15 protein-coding genes are annotated in these 19,216 nt (G+C 39.5%); 13 read left to right on the top strand and 2 right to left on the bottom strand.

Going from position 1 to position 19,216, the window contains the following annotated elements:
• Position 1: 1 nt before the first annotated feature.
• Positions 2 to 604: an HD-GYP domain-containing protein gene (locus EO117_RS00255; RefSeq protein ID WP_126938523.1), complete on the bottom strand. Its 603-nt coding sequence runs from the start codon at positions 602 to 604 to the stop codon at positions 2 to 4.
• A 741-nt stretch (positions 605 to 1,345) separates the two neighbouring features.
• On the opposite strand from EO117_RS00255, the gene EO117_RS00260 reads away from it, so the two are divergent.
• From EO117_RS00260 to hpf, 5 genes are all read left to right on the top strand, one after another.
• A complete protein-coding gene (locus EO117_RS00260; RefSeq protein WP_371413055.1) occupies positions 1,346 to 2,161 on the top strand; it encodes a basic amino acid ABC transporter substrate-binding protein in 816 nt (271 codons plus the stop codon).
• A 66-nt stretch (positions 2,162 to 2,227) separates the two neighbouring features.
• Complete coding sequence (locus EO117_RS00265; protein WP_126938525.1) at positions 2,228 to 2,911, top strand: amino acid ABC transporter permease; 684 nt, start codon at positions 2,228 to 2,230, stop codon at positions 2,909 to 2,911.
• Positions 2,908 to 3,630, top strand: coding sequence for an amino acid ABC transporter ATP-binding protein (locus EO117_RS00270; protein ID WP_126938526.1), 723 nt, complete (start codon positions 2,908 to 2,910; stop codon positions 3,628 to 3,630). Before EO117_RS00265 ends, EO117_RS00270 begins: the two co-directional genes overlap by 4 nt.
• A gap of 691 nt (positions 3,631 to 4,321) precedes the next feature.
• A complete protein-coding gene (locus tag EO117_RS00275; RefSeq protein ID WP_009354004.1) occupies positions 4,322 to 4,519 on the top strand; it encodes a cold shock domain-containing protein in 198 nt (65 codons plus the stop codon).
• Positions 4,520 to 4,763: 244 nt separating this feature from the next.
• A complete protein-coding gene (gene hpf, locus EO117_RS00280; protein WP_126938527.1) occupies positions 4,764 to 5,297 on the top strand; it encodes a ribosome hibernation-promoting factor, HPF/YfiA family in 534 nt (177 codons plus the stop codon).
• A gap of 255 nt (positions 5,298 to 5,552) precedes the next feature.
• On the opposite strand, the gene EO117_RS00290 is transcribed toward hpf, so the two are convergent.
• Complete coding sequence (locus EO117_RS00290) at positions 5,553 to 9,482, bottom strand: phosphoribosylformylglycinamidine synthase (RefSeq protein WP_240632550.1); 3,930 nt, start codon at positions 9,480 to 9,482, stop codon at positions 5,553 to 5,555.
• 232 nt (positions 9,483 to 9,714) lie between these two features.
• Here EO117_RS00290 and purF point away from each other — a divergent pair, with 232 nt between their 5' ends.
• From purF to rlmD, 8 genes are all read left to right on the top strand, one after another.
• Positions 9,715 to 11,130 carry an amidophosphoribosyltransferase gene (gene purF / locus EO117_RS00295; RefSeq protein WP_126938528.1) on the top strand — a complete coding sequence of 472 codons (1,416 nt, stop codon included), beginning with the start codon at positions 9,715 to 9,717 and terminating at the stop codon, positions 11,128 to 11,130.
• Positions 11,117 to 12,178 carry a phosphoribosylformylglycinamidine cyclo-ligase gene (gene purM, locus EO117_RS00300; RefSeq protein ID WP_126938529.1) on the top strand — a complete coding sequence of 354 codons (1,062 nt, stop codon included), beginning with the start codon at positions 11,117 to 11,119 and terminating at the stop codon, positions 12,176 to 12,178. The genes purF and purM overlap by 14 nt, the downstream gene beginning before the upstream one ends.
• On the top strand, positions 12,171 to 12,794 hold the full coding sequence (gene purN, locus EO117_RS00305) for a phosphoribosylglycinamide formyltransferase (protein ID WP_126938530.1): 624 nt from the start codon (positions 12,171 to 12,173) through the stop codon (positions 12,792 to 12,794). Before purM ends, purN begins: the two co-directional genes overlap by 8 nt.
• Before the next feature lie 19 nt (positions 12,795 to 12,813).
• Entirely contained in the window at positions 12,814 to 14,103 is a 1,290-nt protein-coding gene (gene purD / locus EO117_RS00310) for a phosphoribosylamine--glycine ligase (protein ID WP_126938531.1), read from the top strand.
• Between the two features lie 80 nt (positions 14,104 to 14,183).
• Positions 14,184 to 15,368, top strand: coding sequence for a Na+/H+ antiporter NhaA (gene nhaA, locus EO117_RS00315; protein WP_126938532.1), 1,185 nt, complete (start codon positions 14,184 to 14,186; stop codon positions 15,366 to 15,368).
• Between the two features lie 322 nt (positions 15,369 to 15,690).
• Positions 15,691 to 16,515 (top strand): peptidoglycan-binding protein, encoded by an 825-nt coding sequence (locus tag EO117_RS00320; RefSeq protein ID WP_240632551.1) that lies wholly within the window; start codon positions 15,691 to 15,693, stop codon positions 16,513 to 16,515.
• A 204-nt stretch (positions 16,516 to 16,719) separates the two neighbouring features.
• The gene (locus tag EO117_RS00325) at positions 16,720 to 17,379 is read left to right on the top strand and encodes a TerC family protein (RefSeq protein WP_126938533.1); all 660 of its coding nucleotides are present in this window, start codon (positions 16,720 to 16,722) and stop codon (positions 17,377 to 17,379) included.
• A 382-nt stretch (positions 17,380 to 17,761) separates the two neighbouring features.
• Positions 17,762 to 19,153, top strand: coding sequence for a 23S rRNA (uracil(1939)-C(5))-methyltransferase RlmD (gene rlmD / locus EO117_RS00330; RefSeq protein ID WP_126938534.1), 1,392 nt, complete (start codon positions 17,762 to 17,764; stop codon positions 19,151 to 19,153).
• The last annotated feature ends 63 nt before the right edge of the window (positions 19,154 to 19,216 follow it).

Consider the following 19,216-nt stretch of genomic DNA (forward strand, 5'->3'; position numbering starts at 1 on the left):
ATTATCCTAATATTTCTATGAATGCTTTTACCACATCTGGATCAAATTGTGTGCCAGAATATCTAAAGAGATCTTGTTTAATTTCGCTACGGGGTTGTAGTGTTGTATCTGATGATGGGTCAATGGCTGTTACATAATAATCAGCAATTGCGATGATACGAGCGCCTAATGGAATATTAGCACCTCGCAAATGTTTCGGAAAGCCTGTGCCATCCCAACGCTCATGATGGTATTTAATGTAAGGAATGATAGGCTGGCAACACGGATAGTTTTCAATCATACTAGCTCCAGATACGGGATGTTGTTTGTATTTGGATAATTCTTGACGATTGAAGTAAGGAAATTTCATCAAGATAGTGGAAGGTAAGCAAATTAAGCCTAAATCGTGTAAACATGCTGCGTGGCGAATCAATTCGATTTCACCTTTTGGCAGGCCCATTTTAGCAGCAATGGCCACGGCGTAATTGGCAACTTGCACTGAATGCACATATAAAGTTTGGCTTTTCATTTGAATCATTTGTAAGAGTTGTAAGGTAACTAACTCTAAAGTGCTCTTATCTTGTTCGTAAGCTCCTGATTCCTGAATTAATGATAACATAAACATGCGCAAACCCTTCCTAACAAATAGAAACGGTGCACTCTCTTTTGGAAAACCACCGTTTTTATATTCTTCGTTTACTTAAGTACACACATTATACAATAAAATTCTGTACTTGAATATACCCTACAGAGTGGACAAAAATGTACTGAAAAGCTCTCGTTATTCTCATGGAAAGTGAGAATGTGATAAGCGTGGGATGGAGTCAAGTTGATGTATATTTGATGAAAAAAAGCAAGTCTTTTTTCTAAATGTACTATATAAAAATAGTATAAGTGGAATAAAAAAAATCATGATGGTTCCTGAGTGACAAAAGTAAAAAATATAGATATAATAAGAGTACATAACGGGTCTGTGGTTGAAAGTCGAGGCCAGTCGCAGGCAAAACGATCCACATAAGCAATGAAAAATTGTGAGCATGGTGCGGCTTAGATGTAAGACCTGCCGACAACAGAATGTCGAGAGGAGTAGTAGTGGGGAGCACAGCTTATGAGCGAACCTTCCAGCAGGCGAGTGTGGGGGCAAAGACCAGGTCAGCCGTATGAAACACAGCAGAAATTGTTCTGCTGTGTATTTTTTATGCTTTTTTTGCATAACAATTTCTATTTGTAGAGTATGCAATTTAGTTCATGTAATAATGATTAATAAAAATACATAAAATATGTAAATTTATGTTGACTAAATATTCGTATAGATGTATAATTACTGCATAAGATACAACATTAATTTATTTAGTAAAGGAGAAACATCATGAAAACGAGTGTAAAAAAACTAATCTGTACTGGTTTATTAGCCTTAGGTGTAGTGGCCTTATTAGGTGGTTGTGGTTCTCAAGGAGGAGACCAAGCACAAAAAAGCAGCGTCTTGAAGATAGGTACCAATGCAACATTTGTGCCATTCGAGTTTAAGCAAGAAGGTTCCGAAGAGTTACAAGGTTTTGACATCGATGTAGCCAAAGAAATTGCAAAACGGACAGGTAAAACTATTGAATTTAAAAATGTTCCTTTTGATGCACTAGTGCCAGCCTTAGATAATGGTGAGATTGATTTAGCTGCATCGGGTATGACCATTACAAAAGCACGGATGGAAAAAGTTGGTTTCAGTATGCCCTATTATGAATCTGGTATGGCTGTAGTTGTGAAAGAAAACAGTTCTATTAAAGGCTTACATGATTTGTCTGGTAAAACGATTGCTGTACAAATGGGTACTACAGGAGCTGATTTAGCAAGTAAAATTAATGGGGCTATGGTAAAAAACTTTGATCATACTAGCGATGCTTTACTAGAGTTGCAAAATGGTGGAGTAGAGGGAGCCTTAATCGACTTACCAGTGGCTCAATATTATGTAGCAAAACATGCAGATCAACACTTGACCGTCATTGAATATCCTAATACTAAAGAATACTTTGGATTGGCTATGAACAAAAAGAATAAGGAGCTTATAGATAGTGTCAATAAAGCGTTAACAGAGATGAAACAAGATGGTACACTAAATAAAATATATCAAAAATGGTTTAAAACAGATATGCCGAAGGATATTCCCGTGACATACGAAGGAAAATAATGTACTATATAAGGAGGCTTTGTGCCTCCTTATCTGTGTTATAAATGAAAGGATGGATAGGTAACGATGGATTTTAATTGGCAGTTGATTGTCGACTCTTTACCCCTGTTAATAGGAGGGGCTGGAATTACAATTCAAATCACTCTTATGAGTGTAGGCTTTGGTTTCTTTATTGGCTTAGTAGTTGCATTGATGAACTTATCGCGATTTAAGCTGATCCGTTACATCGCTAAATGTTATGTAGAATTATTTCGTGGGACACCTTTATTGGTACAAATCTTTATGATTTACTTCGGAGGCCCCAAATTGTTGGGAGCTATTGTCAATGCGAATGGTGCGCCAGAACCAATTGGACCGTATTTAGCTGCTGTCTTAGCATGTTCTATTAACTCTGGTGCCTACGTATCTGAAATTTTCCGTGCCGGTATCCAATCTATTAATAAAGGGCAAATGGAAGCAGGTCGCTCCTTAGGATTAACTTGGTTCCAAACAATGCGCTATGTAATCATGCCACAAGCTTTTAAAGCCATTATTCCACCACTAGGCAATGAATTTATAGCCATGTTGAAAGATACTTCCTTAGTGGCGGTAATCGGTTTTGAAGAATTGACACGCCGTGGACAATTAATTATCGCTCGTACCTATGGCTCCTTTGAAATTTGGACAGCTGTAGCGGTGATTTACTTGATTATGACATTAACCATTTCCCGATTCGTATCATACTTAGAAAGGAAATATAATATCAAATGATTCAATTACAGAATGTACATAAATACTTTGGACAATTGCATGTTTTAAAAGGCGTTTCCACAGAAATTGATGCTGGTGAAGTAGTGGTTATTATTGGACCATCTGGTTCTGGTAAAAGTACCGTATTGCGCTGCATGAACTATCTAGAAGAACCAACTCAAGGTGACGTGATTGTAGATGACATGAATCTAAATGTAAAAGAAAATATCAATAATGTACGTGCCGAAGTGGGCATGGTATTTCAACGATTTAATCTATTTCCGCATATGACTGTGCTAGATAATATTACGTTAGCACCACAAAAAATTAGAGGACTTTCTAAAACAGAGGCAGAAAGTACTGCTCGTGATTTATTGGGAAAAGTAGGTTTATCTGATAAAGCAGAAGCATATCCAGAACAATTGTCAGGTGGACAGCAACAACGTGTAGCGATTGCTCGTGCCTTAGCGATGAAACCAAAAGTGATGCTCTTTGACGAACCTACATCGGCTCTAGATCCAGAAATGGTTAGCGAAGTATTAGACGTTATGAAAGACCTTGCTAAAGAGGGGATGACCATGGTTATCGTTACTCATGAAATGAGCTTTGCCAAAGAAGTAGCCACTCGTGTGCTATTTGTAGATGGTGGCGAAATTCTAGAAGAAGGAACACCAACAGAAGTGTTTGATACACCCAAACATGAACGAACAAAATCATTCCTATCGAAAGTCATTCGATAATAACGTGTTTGCTACTAACTTTTGAAGGTAGCGTTTTTTAGATTTGTTTCTATAAGAAGTATCATTGCAACTATGCATATGAAATAGCTACCCTATATACGGAGTTTCCGGTATAGGGTAGTTTTTTATTGTTACAATTATTATGACTACAAATACATTGGTATAGATTATTTTATAAGAAATACTTTGAACAAATTTATATTACAATATAAATCATCTTACTATATTAAATGTTGTAATCGGCGAAAATGTTAGATTCAATTGTATGCGTATAAAATGTTATGAATAAATTATGCAAAAAGAATAAATATTATAATAATTCATAGTTGATAGTAAGTAAAAATAATTGTTAAAATGATATACATAAGGAATAAACGCAACGATATGAATAAAAATGATAAATATAATCTTGATAATTGATAGATTGTATAAATTCATAAAAATAAAATAGAATATGAATATAAATTGAATTAGATAGTAAATATATAAAGTCTGATATATATTATGGATGCATATATAATAGGTATAAGAAGGAATAATTGATTAATAATTTTGTTGAATTATATCAATATGGAATATACTTGAAAATAAAATAATATTTTGATTGACACCATACATATATAGTGATAACATGAAAGCAAGATTTAGATACTCTAAATCGCTTGCAGTGTTAAAAGTAGGAGGAATTATCATGCTTGGGAAAGTAAAATGGTTCAGCGCAGAAAAAGGTTATGGCTTTATTGAAAGAGAAGATGGTAGCGACGTATTCGTTCATTTTTCTGCAATCCAAGAAGATGGCTTTAAATCTCTGTCCGAAGGACAACAAGTTGAATTTGAAATCGTAGATGGCAACCGCGGTCTTCAAGCGGCTAACGTATATAAAGCTTAGTTCAAATGAAAAGGCTTAGGATATTCCTAGTAGGAGATCCTAAGCTTTTTTTATTGGTAATTCTAACAGTGAAATCAGTAGAAAGTGTGTTGATTGTAGATAAGATGACAATGGAAAACATCGAATGACAAAGTGAAATTACAGTAGAAAAGAAAATTTTGAAAATAAAAAGGGTTTTGAGGGTTTCTGTAGAACTATATAAATATGGTACTTATTTATAGGTAATACAGAAAGGATGAGCACTATGAAATTAACAGTACGAGGCAAAAATCTAGAAGTGACCGCAGCGCTACGTGAATATATTGAAAAGCGAGCAGAAAAGTTATCTCGTTATTTCGAAACTCCAGTGACAGTGCAGGTTGTATTATCGGTGGAAAAAGAAGAACGCAAAGTAGAAATGACATGCTTTGTAGAAAGCGTAGTATTACGTGGTGTAGAAAGCCATGCAGATATGTATGCTGCTATTGATTTAGTAGTCGATAAAATTATTCGTCAAATCCATAAACATAAAACACGGTTGGCAAAACGGTTCCGTAAAGAAACTGGATTCCGTGTAGATGCAATACCAGTAGAAGCAATTCCAGAAGAAAAAGAATTAGAAGTAGTACGTCGTAAAAACTTTACTGTACGTCCAATGAGTGTGGAAGAAGCAATTTTGCAAATGAACTTATTGGAACATGACTTCTTTATGTTCTTCAATGAAGATACTGAAATCATGAACGTCGTATACCGTCGTCATGATGGCAAATATGGTTTGTTAGAACCAGAAGTAGGTTAATCATAAATCATACATTATATATAAAGGGCTATGATACGTGTGTTACATGTTGTCATAGCCTCTTTTTCGGTTAGCAATATACCAATAGAGGAAGATGGATACCTTTATTCCATCTTCCTCTATTGGTGTTTTCAGGCTCTTTGTCAAATGAGGAAGGTATTCATATAAAAGGCGCTTAGCACTAGTTATTTAAATAATCAGTCCTTTTTATAGTTTGGGGTTCAGCTTATCGAGTGAGAGAGCCCTATGAGCGTACTAGTCTTTAAAATAGTGTACCCCTGACGCAAAGATAGGCATTACAAGTTGACCTTCTATATTTTTATGGACGCCGTATCCGATGCGCTCTACATGTGCCATTTTCCCAAATACACGACCATCAGGGCTAAGTAATCCCTCTACAGAGCCTATAGATTGGTTAGGATTCCACCGTGAACTAGTGCTGTAGTTGCCTAAAGGATCAACATATTGAGTAGCTACTTGACCATTTCTATATAGTTCGTGGAGTTGTTCTTGGGACACAATAAAACGACCTTCACCGTGAGAAATAGGGACTGTGTAGATGTCGCCTATTTGACAAGCACTGAGCCATGGTGAATTGGTGGATACAACCTTTGTATGGACTATCGCAGAAATGTGACGTCCTATCGTATTGTAGGTCAAGGTAGGACTGGTTTGTTCTAGTGACTGAATATGTCCCATTGGTACTAATCCAAGCTTAATCAGTGCTTGAAACCCATTGCATATACCAAGTACTAAACCATCACGCTTGTATAATAAATTTTCTAAAGACTCTTGCAAGTATGGATTGTGGAACAGGGTAGCTATAAATTTGCCAGATCCTGCTGGTTCATCACCACCGCTAAAACCACCGGGGAAACATACGATTTGAGCACTGTCTATACTACGTTTTAAGGCTTGTATAGATTCTTGTAACTCTTGGCTATTTCGATTACGAATGACAAGAGTTTTTACTTTTGCACCATGTTTTGTGAAAGCACGTGCAGACTCATATTCACAATTTGTACCTGGAAATACAGGGATAAGAACTTTCGGGTGAGATAGAGAGGAATGTTTTGTTGTATGAGGTTCTATGAAATTTGTTTTCTTTTTTAGATTTGATATCTTTTCTGTGAGTAAGATTTTTTCTTTTCCATAGATAGGAAAGATAGACTCTAAGGTGCTTTCATAGGAATTACTTAAGTCATCTAGGGAGATAGTAGTATCTCCCATAACAATAGCAGGGTCTTCTTGTGTAGTACCAATATGGTATATGTGAGGTAAATTCCTTAATGCCTGAGCTGTCACTGTATCCACCTCTATGAGGAAGGAAGCGCGGAAAGGGTAGAATAGCATATCTTCAGGTGTTATAGATATATGGGAGCTATGATCCTCTGATGGATTAGCACTATGATTCGTCGATGTATTGGCACAGGATTGAGTTGTGCCTGCTTGATCCGTTTTTCGTTTTTGATGCATAGAAGAGACAGTAATAGCTAGTTTTTGCAGTTCTTCTTGGTGGAAGATACAGCCAATAGCGTTGCCTAGACAAGCCTTCACAGTGGCAGGCCCTATTCCATCTTGTTCTACTACGTATGCACTATACACTTGTTGAGCAATATTGTGGGCACGTAGGGTATGACAGTGGGTTTTAAAAGTTGTCCAATCAGGGGTACCATCTATATGCTCTGGTACATGCAGGAATAGGATGTGATGTTGTGCCTCATGAAACTGAGGGGAGAGTATGTGGTGGATATCCTCTGTGGTGACGGAAAAAGAAATAAGCGTAGGGGGCACATGGAGATCTTGAAATGTACCGCTCATAGAGTCCTTACCTCCAATGGCGGCTACACCTAATTGGCGTTGTGCCTCATAGGCACCTAATAAAGCAGATACGACTTTCCCCCAAGAAGTAGGGATATTGAGTTTTTCAAAATATTCCTGAAAACTTAAATAGGCTTTAGAGGTATCTCCACCTAGAGAGGCTAATTTTGCTAGGCTAAGGAGCACCGCATATTGAGCGCCATGGTAGGGACTCCATTCCGATAAGTATGGATCGAAGCCATGAGTCATGATGCTTGCAGTCGTGGTAGTTCCTCGGTGCACTGGAATTTTTGCCACCATCCCTTGGACAGGAGTTTTTTGATAGATTCCGCTGAAAGGAAAGAGTACTGTATTCCCGCCGACAGTAGAGTCAAACATAGTGCGTAAACCTTCTTGAGAGGTGATATTTAAATCCTGTAAGGCTTGATGGAGCCGTGTTTCTAAGGGAGCCTTGACTGTTGTAGAGCGGAAAGAGAGATTCGTAATAAACGAAGGAGAGCGGTTTGCTCTTGGAGAGACGATATGAGCAGTGGCATATTGTGTAGCACCGTTAGAATCTAGGAATTTACGATGTAGGTTGACGATAGTTTTTCCTTGAAAGTCCATCACTAATCGTCCAGTATTTGTGACTTCCCCTACAATAGTGGCATCTAAGTTTTCCTCTGCACAATAGGACTGTAAGCGCTCCCAATGAATAAGGTCTATGATGCAAGCCATGCGCTCCTGAGATTCTGAGATAGCGAGTTCCGTACCAGTGAGACCAGAATATTTTGTAGGAACAGCATCTAGGTGAATGTGAATACTATCTGCAAGCTCTCCAATAGCAACTGCTACACCACCTGCCCCAAAATCGTTACATTTTTTAATGCACCTTGTCACTTCTGGGATGCGGAACAGGCGTTGTAACTTTCGTTCTGTGACAGGGTTTCCTTTTTGTACCTCCGCACCACATGTATAGAGGGAGTCTTTTGTATGCGTTTTAGAAGAGCCTGTAGCTCCACCACAACCATCACGGCCAGTTTTACCACCAAGTAATATAATGAGGTCTCCTTGGACAGGACTTTCACGATGTACATGAGAACGTGGCACAGCACCGATGACGGCGCCTACTTCTAATCGTTTGGCTCGATAGGAGTCGTGGTAATATTCTCGAACTTCCCCTGTAGGAACACCTATTTGGTTACCGTAGGAAGAAAATCCTTTGGCAGCGGTTGTGGTGATATAGGATTGTGGCAATTTACCTGGCAAGGTAGTTTCTTTGGTGTCAAGAGGGTTGCCAGATCCAGTTATACGCATGGCTTGGTACACATAGGCACGACCACTAAGAGGGTCACGAATACAACCGCCTAAACAAGTAGCAGCACCACCGAAAGGTTCGATTTCAGTAGGGTGATTATGTGTTTCGTTTTTGAATAATAATAGCCATTCTTCCTCTGTATCATCTACCTGTACTGGAACAATGATGGTGCAAGCATTGATTTCGTCCGATACGTCTAATTGCTGTAACTTTCCTTGTTGGAGAAGTTCTTGCATAGCCATTGTGGCCATATCCATTAATGTAGGCGCTGAATTAGGTACGGGTTGTAATTGTTCCCGTATTGTGAGGAAGGTATTGTATGTGTCTTGAATTGGTTTGGTAAGAGGAGAAGGTTCAAAGGTAATCTCTGTTAGCTCAGTGTTGAATGTAGTGTGGCGACAATGGTCTGACCAATAGGTATCTAGTACACGAATTTCGGTGATGGTTGGATTTCGATGTTCCTGTTGGAAATATTTTTGGATACATAATAAATCTTCTATAGTCATGGCCAGTTGCATGGATTGAAGGAGCTCTTCTAGTTCCATTTCCGACAGAGTGATGAACTCCTCTATGTACGAAGTTTCTGGAACAACAGGTGTTTCTAAGTCCAGCGTTGTAGGTAACTTCATGGAGCTTTCACAGACATCGATAGATTGTAAAAGGTATTGCCGAGCTGTATCTAGATGTGTTTTGGAGAGCGGGCCAGTTAATACATACACTCGTGCAGTACGTACAGTACTATGATTATGACCGGTGAGGATGGATAGACATTGCTCGGCTGAATCAGCTCGTTGATCATATTGCCCTGGCATGGGCGCCACAGCTATGGGGTGGTCTAGGTCAGACAGGATTAATGTGGTATAGGTCATCTCTAGGGGAGGTTCGGAAAAGATGAGAGTTTTGGCACGATTAAACTCGGATTCTGTAATCCCAGAGATATCGTACCGTTCGTAGATGGTGAGATTGGTGAGAGGAATCTGTAAGTCTTGTTGAAACATCTTAAGCAGTTGTTGTGATTCTTGAGATGTGTTTGTGCGAGGTGTAACAAATAGACGGAATATGTGCATACTTAGCCTCCTTTAGGTTGATAAGACGGTGGTGAGATTTTCCGTGCATCCTATAGTGCGTTTGTTAGCGTTCCATGGATAAGCTGTTGTATCTTAAGTATACCACGTTTTTTTGCCGATTCTGTGAGTTTATATTGAAGATAGGTGGGGAGCAAGTTATAATAGAGGTAGTTTAACATTTGATAATCGTCCACGTGCAACATACGAGTAGGGTAGGACTCTAGGGGGCATAATGAAATATGATGGTCTATTAGATACATGGCATGAGGAATGCGGAGTCTTTGGGCTCTACGATAGAACCTTGCCTATGGGAACAACGATATATAAAGGGCTTATGGCATTACAGCACAGAGGACAAGAGGGGGCAGGTATTGCTGTTGTTCATGAATCACAGGTAGATGTAGTGAAAGGGTCTGGACTCGTGAAAGAAGTCTTACGGGATATTTCTACCTTAGAAGGTCATATAGGGATTGGACATGTACGCTATTCTACGACAGGTATAAAAAGCCATTGTGATGTACAACCAATTGTAGGATCATCGCCGTGGGGTACATTTGCAGTAGCCCATAATGGAAATATAACAAATGCTAAAATGTTACGTGGTGAATTGGAATCACAAGGATCTGTGTTTACAACGACTATGGATTCAGAAGTGATTGTCCATTTGATCTGTCAGTCCAATAAATCAAACATCCTAGAAGCTATTCAACAAGCTTGTGCACGATTGGAAGGGGCTTTTTCCTTAACTATCATAACAAATACAATGCTCATAGGTGTACGAGATTCATATGGATATCGTCCTCTTTGCGTAGGTCGTACAACACATGGCTATGTGCTTGCTTCTGAAAGCTGCGCCATAGACGCTATAGAAGGAACTTTCATTCGTGATATAACCCCTGGGGAAATGATTACTATTGATGCCACAGGTTGTTGCAGTATACCGTATCATTTTAATGAAAGTACACAACATACTTGTGTGTTTGAATATATTTATTTTGCGCACCCTACTAGTGTTATTGATGGGCAAGGTGTATTAGAAGCAAGAGACACTATGGGTCGGCAGTTGGCAAAAGAAACACGGTATGAAGCGGATATTGTTATGCCTATACCTAATTCGGGGACTTTGTCCGCTCAGGGATATGCCGCGGAATCTGGTATACCCTATAGGGAAGGATTAGTGCGTAACCCAAAGGTATTGCGGACTTTCATAGAGCCTAACCAAGTCAGTCGAGAAGAAGCGGTACGTAAGAAATTTAGCGTTATTCCTGAGGTAGTGCATGATAAGCGTATTGTTCTCATCGATGATTCCATTGTACGTGGCACCACAAGTCGACATATCGTTTCTATGTTGCGACAAGCGGGAGCTAAAGAAATATATTTATGCTTAACTTCTGAACCTGTGCGGTACCCTTGCTATTTTGGTATCGATACATCCGAAGCAGAATCGTTGCTGGCTCATCGATATTCCGTAGAAGAAATTCGCCAATACATCGGCGTTGATCGATTATATTATTTGACTCATGAAGGTTTGATGCAGTCTATGAAACAATTAAAATCACCACATTTGTGTGTGGCTTGTTTTAATGGACACTATCCAAGTCCTGTAGTGGATGAGTATACCAAGGGAGGTACTAATGTCTGTCGATAATACATCTGTAACTTATTTAGATGCTGGCGTGGATGTGGAAGCGGGAAACCAGCTTATTCAAAAGATTAAACACCGAGTAGAACGCACGTATACGCCGGGTGTATTAGGCTCCTTAGGCGGTTTTAGTGGACTCTATTCCTTAGCGGGACATAGCATGAAAGAACCTGTTCTAGTATCAAGCACGGACGGAGTGGGTACTAAAATCCGTTTTGCGGTCCTGATGAATGAGCATCGCCAAATTGGTCAGGATTGTGTGGCCATGAGTGTGAATGATGTAATAGCACAGGGAGCAACACCTTTATTTTTCCTAGATTATATTGCAGTGGGCAAATTGGAGCATGATCATATTGAAAGTATCATTGATGGTATTGGACAGGCCTGTGAAGCATGTGGTTGTGCCTTAATTGGAGGAGAAACATCGGAAATGTCTAGTTTTTACGGCGATGGCAATTATGATTTAGCTGGCTTTGCAGTGGGGATTGTCGATAAGGACCAATGCATTACAGGAGCCTCCATCGAAACAGGAGATATGGTTTTAGGGTTACCTTCATCAGGTTTACACTCTAATGGATTTTCTTTAGTGCGCCATATCATCTTAGACAAAAAACAAATGCCATTGGATACCTATATAGACGAGTTGGGATGCACCATTGGAGAAGAGGTATTAACCCCAACGAAATTATATGTAAAACCTATTTTACCCCTATTGAAAGAGCGGTTAGTAAAAGGGATGGCTCATATAACAGGTGGCTCTTTCTACGATAATATTCCTCGTATTTTACCGAAAGGATTGTCTGTCATGATTCATAGTGATGCTTGGACAGTGCCACCTATTTTTAAGCTATTACAAGAATGGGGACATGTGGAACCAAAAGAAATGTATCATACTTTCAATATGGGGATAGGCATGGTACTTGTGGTAAAACCGGAACTCGTAGAACGCGTCGTTGAAGTGTTGCAAGAACAAGGCGAGGTAGTGTACTCCATTGGACTAGTTACAGAAGGGCAGGGAGATGTGGCGATTCTTGGCGAGGCGTTCCATGCGTAAACGTTTAGCCCTATTTGGCAGTGGCAGAGGGTCTAATGGAGAGGCCTTGTATAGAGCGATACAACATAATCGTATACAGGGGGACATTGTTTTAATCATAAGTGATATACCAAGCTCCGGTATTGTAGAGAAGGGATATTCATGGCAAATTCCTGTACACGTAGTAGATCCTACTAATTATGGTAACGAAGAAGTGTGGACACAAGCTATGTTAGATTTGTTAGAGGACTATAAGGTAGATGGTATCTTACTAGCTGGGTATATGCGTATGTTACCTCCTACATTTGTGCAAGTCTACAGAGGAAAAATTTTGAATATCCATCCTTCCTTATTACCAGCTTTTGTAGGATTACAGGCGCAGAAACAAGCCTTAGTGAAAGGTGTAAAATATACGGGATGTACCGTTCATTTTGTAGATGAGGGCATGGATACGGGTCCAATCATTGCGCAAGCAGTGGTGCCTGTGTATGAAGATGACACGGTAGACACGTTATCAACACGAATCTTGCATGAAGAACATCGCATCTATCCAGAGGCAGTGGGCTTATTTTGCGATGACGCGTTGGAGATAGTGGGAACTCGAGTTCTCACTGGGAAGCAAGCTGTTAGAAAATAGTCTATCTTGAGAGGTATCTATGAAAGTATGTATTATCGGCAATGGTGGTCGTGAACATGCATTAGCTTGGAAATTACATCATAGCCCATCTGTGACAGATGTCTATGTAGTGCCAGGCAATGCTGGAATGAGAACAGTGGCCACTATAGTTAAGTTGGATTGGACAGAGAGAAGAACCTTGCTAGCATGGCTGTTAGAACAGGAGATTGATTTAGTTGTTATAGGACCTGAATTGCCTCTTGTAGAGGGACTCAGCGATGCGATTCGGTCAGTAGGGATTCCTGTATTTGGACCATCCCAACAGGCATCACGATTAGAAGGCTCTAAGTCTTTTGCAAAAGAGTTAATGCGTCGCTACAAGGTTCCTACAGCAGAGTATGTGGTTTGCCAAGATGTAGATACAGGAAAACGCATCATCCATCAATGGGGCGTACCAATTGTGTTAAAGAAAGATGGCCTCAGCGGTGGTAAAGGTGTCACTATTTGTGAGACTTTCACAGAAGCAGAACAAGTGTTGGAAGAAATATTTAGTAGTTCGGAACAATGCGTTGTCATTGAGGAATATATGCAAGGTAAGGAGTTATCTTTCCTATCATTTGTGGACGGTACTCACGTATTACCTATGCTAGGGGCAAGAGATCATAAACGATTGTTAGACCGTGATGCAGGTCCTAACACGGGTGGCATGGGGGCTTATGCACCAGTGCCAGAATTGAATGACACTTTGGAACAGGACATTGTAGAGACTATCGTAAAACCTATTGTGAAAGCTATGGCAAAAGAAGGACATCCTTATGTGGGCTGCTTGTATACAGGTCTTATGCTTACCGACAAAGGACCTAAAGTAGTAGAGTTTAATGCTCGCTTCGGAGATCCAGAAACACAAGTACTACTGCCGTTATTACATAGTGATCTAGGATTAATTATGTATGCTACGGCTACAGGACGATTAGAAGGGATGGCTTTGGAGTGGTCTCCACAATATGCTTCCTGTGTTATCTTGGCATCCGAAGGATATCCGTATCAGCCATTGATAGGGCGAAATATCACGGGTGATATATATACTATGGATTCCGTATCGATGGTATTTCACTCTGGTACATCATATAAAGAGGAGCGGTTTGTAACACAAGGAGGACGTGTGCTAGGTGTTGTAGGATTGGGAGATACTCTGGAAGAATCCTTGGACAATACCTATGCCAGAGTAAGAACTATTGGATTCGAGGGACAACAGTATCGTGCAGATATCGGTGCATCGAGTATTGGATTTTGTATACATGCTAAATATAGAAAAAACTCGATAGATTAAGAATATAATTAGTGATATAATAACAAAAGGCGTATTTTACTTATTCAATAATATATATTACATAGTAGAGGGGTAATTATATGAATCGAATTGTATCTTTTTTTACATCGCCATCAGCAGGAGGGGTTCTGCTCTTTGTAGCTGCTTTGGTTGGTGTGTTATTGGCGAACTCTCCAGTAGAAAGTTTGTATCACTCTTTGCTTCAAGCTAAATTAGGACCATTGCCTATTGAATTATGGATTAATGACGTAGCCATGGCCGTTTTCTTTCTATTTGTTGGTCTTGAAGTAAAACGAGAAATGATTGCAGGGGAATTGAATACCAATGCAAAACGATTTTTGCCAGGTATTGCAGCATTCTTTGGGTTGTTAACGCCTGCTTTAATTTACTATTTTATTGTTGGATATCACCCAGAATTTATTCATGGTTGGGGGATTCCAACGGCAACAGATATTGCTTTCGCTATTGGCATAGTATCGTTGCTAGGAAGTCGAGTTCCGATAGCGATGAAAGTGTTTTTAACAACACTTGCTGTTATGGATGACTTGATGGCTATCGTTATTATAGCGTTTTTCTATACGGCTGAGCTGAATTTCTTCTATTTATTTGTGGCAGCTATTATCGTATTTATGTTACAGTATATCAACCGTATGAATTATACAAGACCAATACCGTACTTAGTGTTAGGGATTGCGCTGTGGTTCTGCATATTTAAGTCAGGCTTACATGCTACCTTATCTGGAGTTATCTTGGCAGCCTTTATTCCATTCCACGGTGTTCGTGATGGTCGTCATGTATCTCCATTATCTGAATGGGAACATACATTAAGTAATTGGGTAACCTATTTGATTATCCCAATCTTTGGCTTTGCCAATGCGGGAGTATCTTTCCACGGATTTACATTGGATAGTTTTACACATCCAGTCGTATTAGGTGTAGCTGTAGGGTTGGTATTGGGTAAACAAATAGGGGTCTTTGGAACGTTGTTCCTATTGGTTAAATCTAAACTAGTAGAAATGCCGGCTCAAACAAACTGGTCGCAGGTTTATGGAATTGCCCTTTGTTGTGGTATCGGATTTACCATGAGCTTGTTCGTATCCTTGTTAGCATTCCCACCAGGGGAAGCTCAAGAAATGGCTAAAGTAGGTATTTTTGTTGGCTCTATCATATCTGGTATTTTGGGTTATACAGTGTTGCGTATGGTAGGAAAAAAACAACAAGTATCAGTATCTGAATATGATATGATTAAAGGACAAAATATTTAATTGCATATCTTATAGTGATGAGAAACTCTATATAAAAGCTGTAATGGAAGGAATCTTTCATTACAGCTTTTTATTATGCCAATTTAGTATAGCAACACCAGTTTTATGCATATTTACTATAGAAAATGAGGAAAACTAGTATTTTGGGTGTACATATGTAGTAGGTGTAATTTCCTGTAGGGAGAGATATATACTATATGTGGGAAAAATATGATAAAAATAGGCTTTAAGTGGTAAATGAGTGCTAAAAAATACCCATTTTTTTGACGTATCTCCCAAAAAATGGTAAAATGTATAGGCATTTAGATATGAGGTGAACATCGTGAAAAAAATAACTCTCATAGCGATTCTCCTGCTAGTGTGTACCATGGTGACAGCTTTGGCAACATCTGGACGCGGTGATCGCGGTAAAGAGGTAGAAGAGTTACAAGCGTTGTTAGTAGCCCAAGGCTATTTGCTTGATACAGCAGATGGAGTGTTTGGGAATAATACAGAATACGCAGTGCTCGTCTTTCAGAAAGAACACGGGTTAACTCCAGATGGTAGAGTAGGCAAAGAAACTATGCGTGCTTTACTAGAGAATCAAAAACAATTTGAGGGGCAACAAGCGTCTCGAAATACCCGTACTGTCGAGGTATCACGATTTGGTGATCGGGGTCGACAAATAGAAGAATTACAAAGTAAATTAGAAGATAGCGGATTTTCTCCAGGAATCATTGATGGTGTATTTGGTAATGGCACAAAAGAAGCCTTACTTCGCTTTCAACGGTACTATGGTTTAAGTGAAACTGGTATCTTGGATGCTAGTACATGGTCTAAGTTATCTAGCGTAAAACAAAGCACTTACAAAAAAGATCGCAAGCCATCATCCTATAAAAAAACGATAGAGATGGAGGCTAGCGCCTATTCAAGTTATGAATCCGGGATGTACACAGCCCGGGGCCATGCATTGCGTCATGGTTATGTATCGGTAGACCCTAATGTGATTCCTCTAGGCACAGAGGTTTATGTGGAAGGGTATGGCTATGCTGTGGCGGATGACACGGGTGGTGATATTGTGGGCAACCGCATTGATGTGGCTATGGATAGCTATGATGAGGCTATACAGTTTGGTCGTCGTACGGTGAAAGTATATATTTTAAATTAGAGCAATCATTGATTTGTTGTGAAACAGAAAGAACATCTAATTGCAAATGTGTAGTTACACAAAACTAAATCATAAGAAGCTAGTAAGATATAGTTTCTAATACACGAAGAGGATAGTTGATACCAAAGGTCAACTATCCTTTGTTTTATAGGGGCCCTATGGTATAATAAAATGTATTCTAAGTAGTATATATAGGAGGAAATGGTGGATATTACATCAACACAAGGGTTATTAGCAATTCTACAAATTATTATTATTGATATATTATTGGCAGGGGACAATGCTATTGTTATCGGTATGGCAGCTAAAAACTTACCGGAACATTTGCGTAAACGCGCTATTTTCTGGGGGACAGCAGGTGCGATAGCTTTGCGTCTTGTGATGGCGATTTTGTTCATTGAAGCTTTAGATAATATTCCAGCATTGCGCATCGTTGGCGGTATTATGTTACTTTGGATTGGTTACTCTTTATTGAAAGATGGGGACAATGAGCATAACATTGAAGCGAAAGATAACATCTGGGGTGCTATTGTTACTATCATCATTGCTGATGGTGTGATGGGTATCGATAATGTACTAGGTGTTGTAGCAGCAGCAGAAGGACATTTTGGTCTTGTTGTAGCAGGAATGTTAGTAACAGTGCCTATCATCGTTTGGGGTAGCACCCTCTTTGTAAAATTGATTGATAAATTCCCTGTGATCCTATATGCAGGTGGTGGTATCTTAGGCTGGGTATCTGCTAGCATGATTCAGCATGACCCAATGGCAGCACCATACATCGAACCATATAGCTTACCATTCCATATTGGATGTGTCGTATTGGTGCTAGGCGCAGCGATGATTCGCAATCGTTTGGTGAAATAAACTGGAGATTGTAAAAGCATTCTCTATATGTCTTAGCATATATGAGGCACTAGTTCAGTAAATAAAGTTCTATACTATATTTTGAGGGAATGTCAATTGGCAAACCTCAATAAATAGCTTTTATGTATAATATAGGCATATAGTTTTCATGATGTCGTACATCAATGAAGGCTATATGCTTTTTGTTTGTATCGTAGTGATATTTTCAACAAATGGTAAATAGACATTTACTAAGGTACCTAGTTTAATGATATAAAAAGTGTGTATGAGTGGGAATCGTACTAGGTAGTAGGGATATATAGAGAAGTGTAAAGAACATATAAAAAATGATATAATAACAAAATAATGATAAATGCGATTACAGGGGTTAAAGGATATATAGATGAGCGAGAAGAAGAAACAGCAGAAAGCACCGGTGTGCGTTGGAAATACATATACCATAACTATTCACGGCACTGGCAGTAGTGGCGAAGGGATAGGCAGATACGAAGGCTTTACCGTATTTGTACCTTATGCGTTACCGAATGAAACAGTACAAGTGAAGATTACAGTAGTCAAAAAGAATTATGCCGTAGGGGATATTATAGAGGTGCTCACATCGTCTGCAGAGCGAGTGGACCCGCAATGCGAAGTGTATGGCAATTGTGGCGGGTGCCAATTACAACATGCATCCTATACTGAGCAATTGCGACTAAAAACAGAATCTGTGAAAGCGGTAATAGAACGGATTGCGAAATGTGACCCTTCCTTGGTGTTGCCTTGTATAGGTCCAAAGGAACCTTGGCGGTATCGTAATAAAATGCAAATGCCTGTAGGTGGTAAACTAGATAACATACGTATGGGATTTTACCAAAAGGGATCTCATAGCATCATCAATCACGAGTATTGTCCGATACAAAATTCAGGGAATGATGAAATTCGTAAGGTTTGCTACGAGGCGATGCATGAACTAGGTATCGAACCTTATGATGAGCATACGGAAAGAGGCGTTCTTCGTCACGTTGTAGGACGTATTGGGAAAGAAGAATGGATGGTTATACTCGTAAGTCGGACAGTAAATATTCCTCGTGAATCTGAACTGGTGGATCGGATCGTAACGGCATTGCCACAGGTGACATCCATCGTGGTGAATCACAATCCAAAACAAACGAATGTGATCTTAGGCCCTACAAACCGTACACTTTATGGGAAAGACCAGATTACAGATTATATCAAAGATTTGTCCTTTCAATTGTCACCGCATTCCTTTTTTCAAGTGAATCCAGAACAAACCACAGTGCTCTATGATACAGCTTTGGAATTTGCAGATTTGAAAGGTCATGAAACGGTGATTGATGCATATTGTGGAACAGGAACGATTTCCTTATTTTTGGCGCATAAAGCAAAATACGTCATCGGCATTGAAATTGTAGAGCCTGCCATCGAAGATGCAAAGAAAAATGCCATTCGGAATGGATATGACAATACAGAATTTATCGTAGGCGACGCAGCCGTGGAGATGCCTAAACTGTATAAACAAGGCATCGAACCTGACGTCATTGTCTTTGACCCTATCCGCGCAGGCTGTAAAGAAGATGTGCTACACGCAGCCATCGGTATGGCGCCACAGCGTATCGTCTACGTGTCGTGCAACCCATCATCCATGGCACGAGATATAGAAATACTGACAGAACATGGCTATGAATTGGTGAAAGTCCAACCAGTAGATATGTTCCCGCAGACATACCATACTGAGGCCGTATCTTTGCTTACTAGGAGTGAAGCGACGCAGTAAGCATTAGATTGGCCCATGTCAGGGATGGCCAAGAGTTCGAGAAATGTATTTTATTATTACAGT

Origin of the sequence: Veillonella sp. VA142 (genome assembly GCF_003992135.1) — a bacterium.
Lineage (GTDB): Bacteria > Bacillota > Negativicutes > Veillonellales > Veillonellaceae > F0422.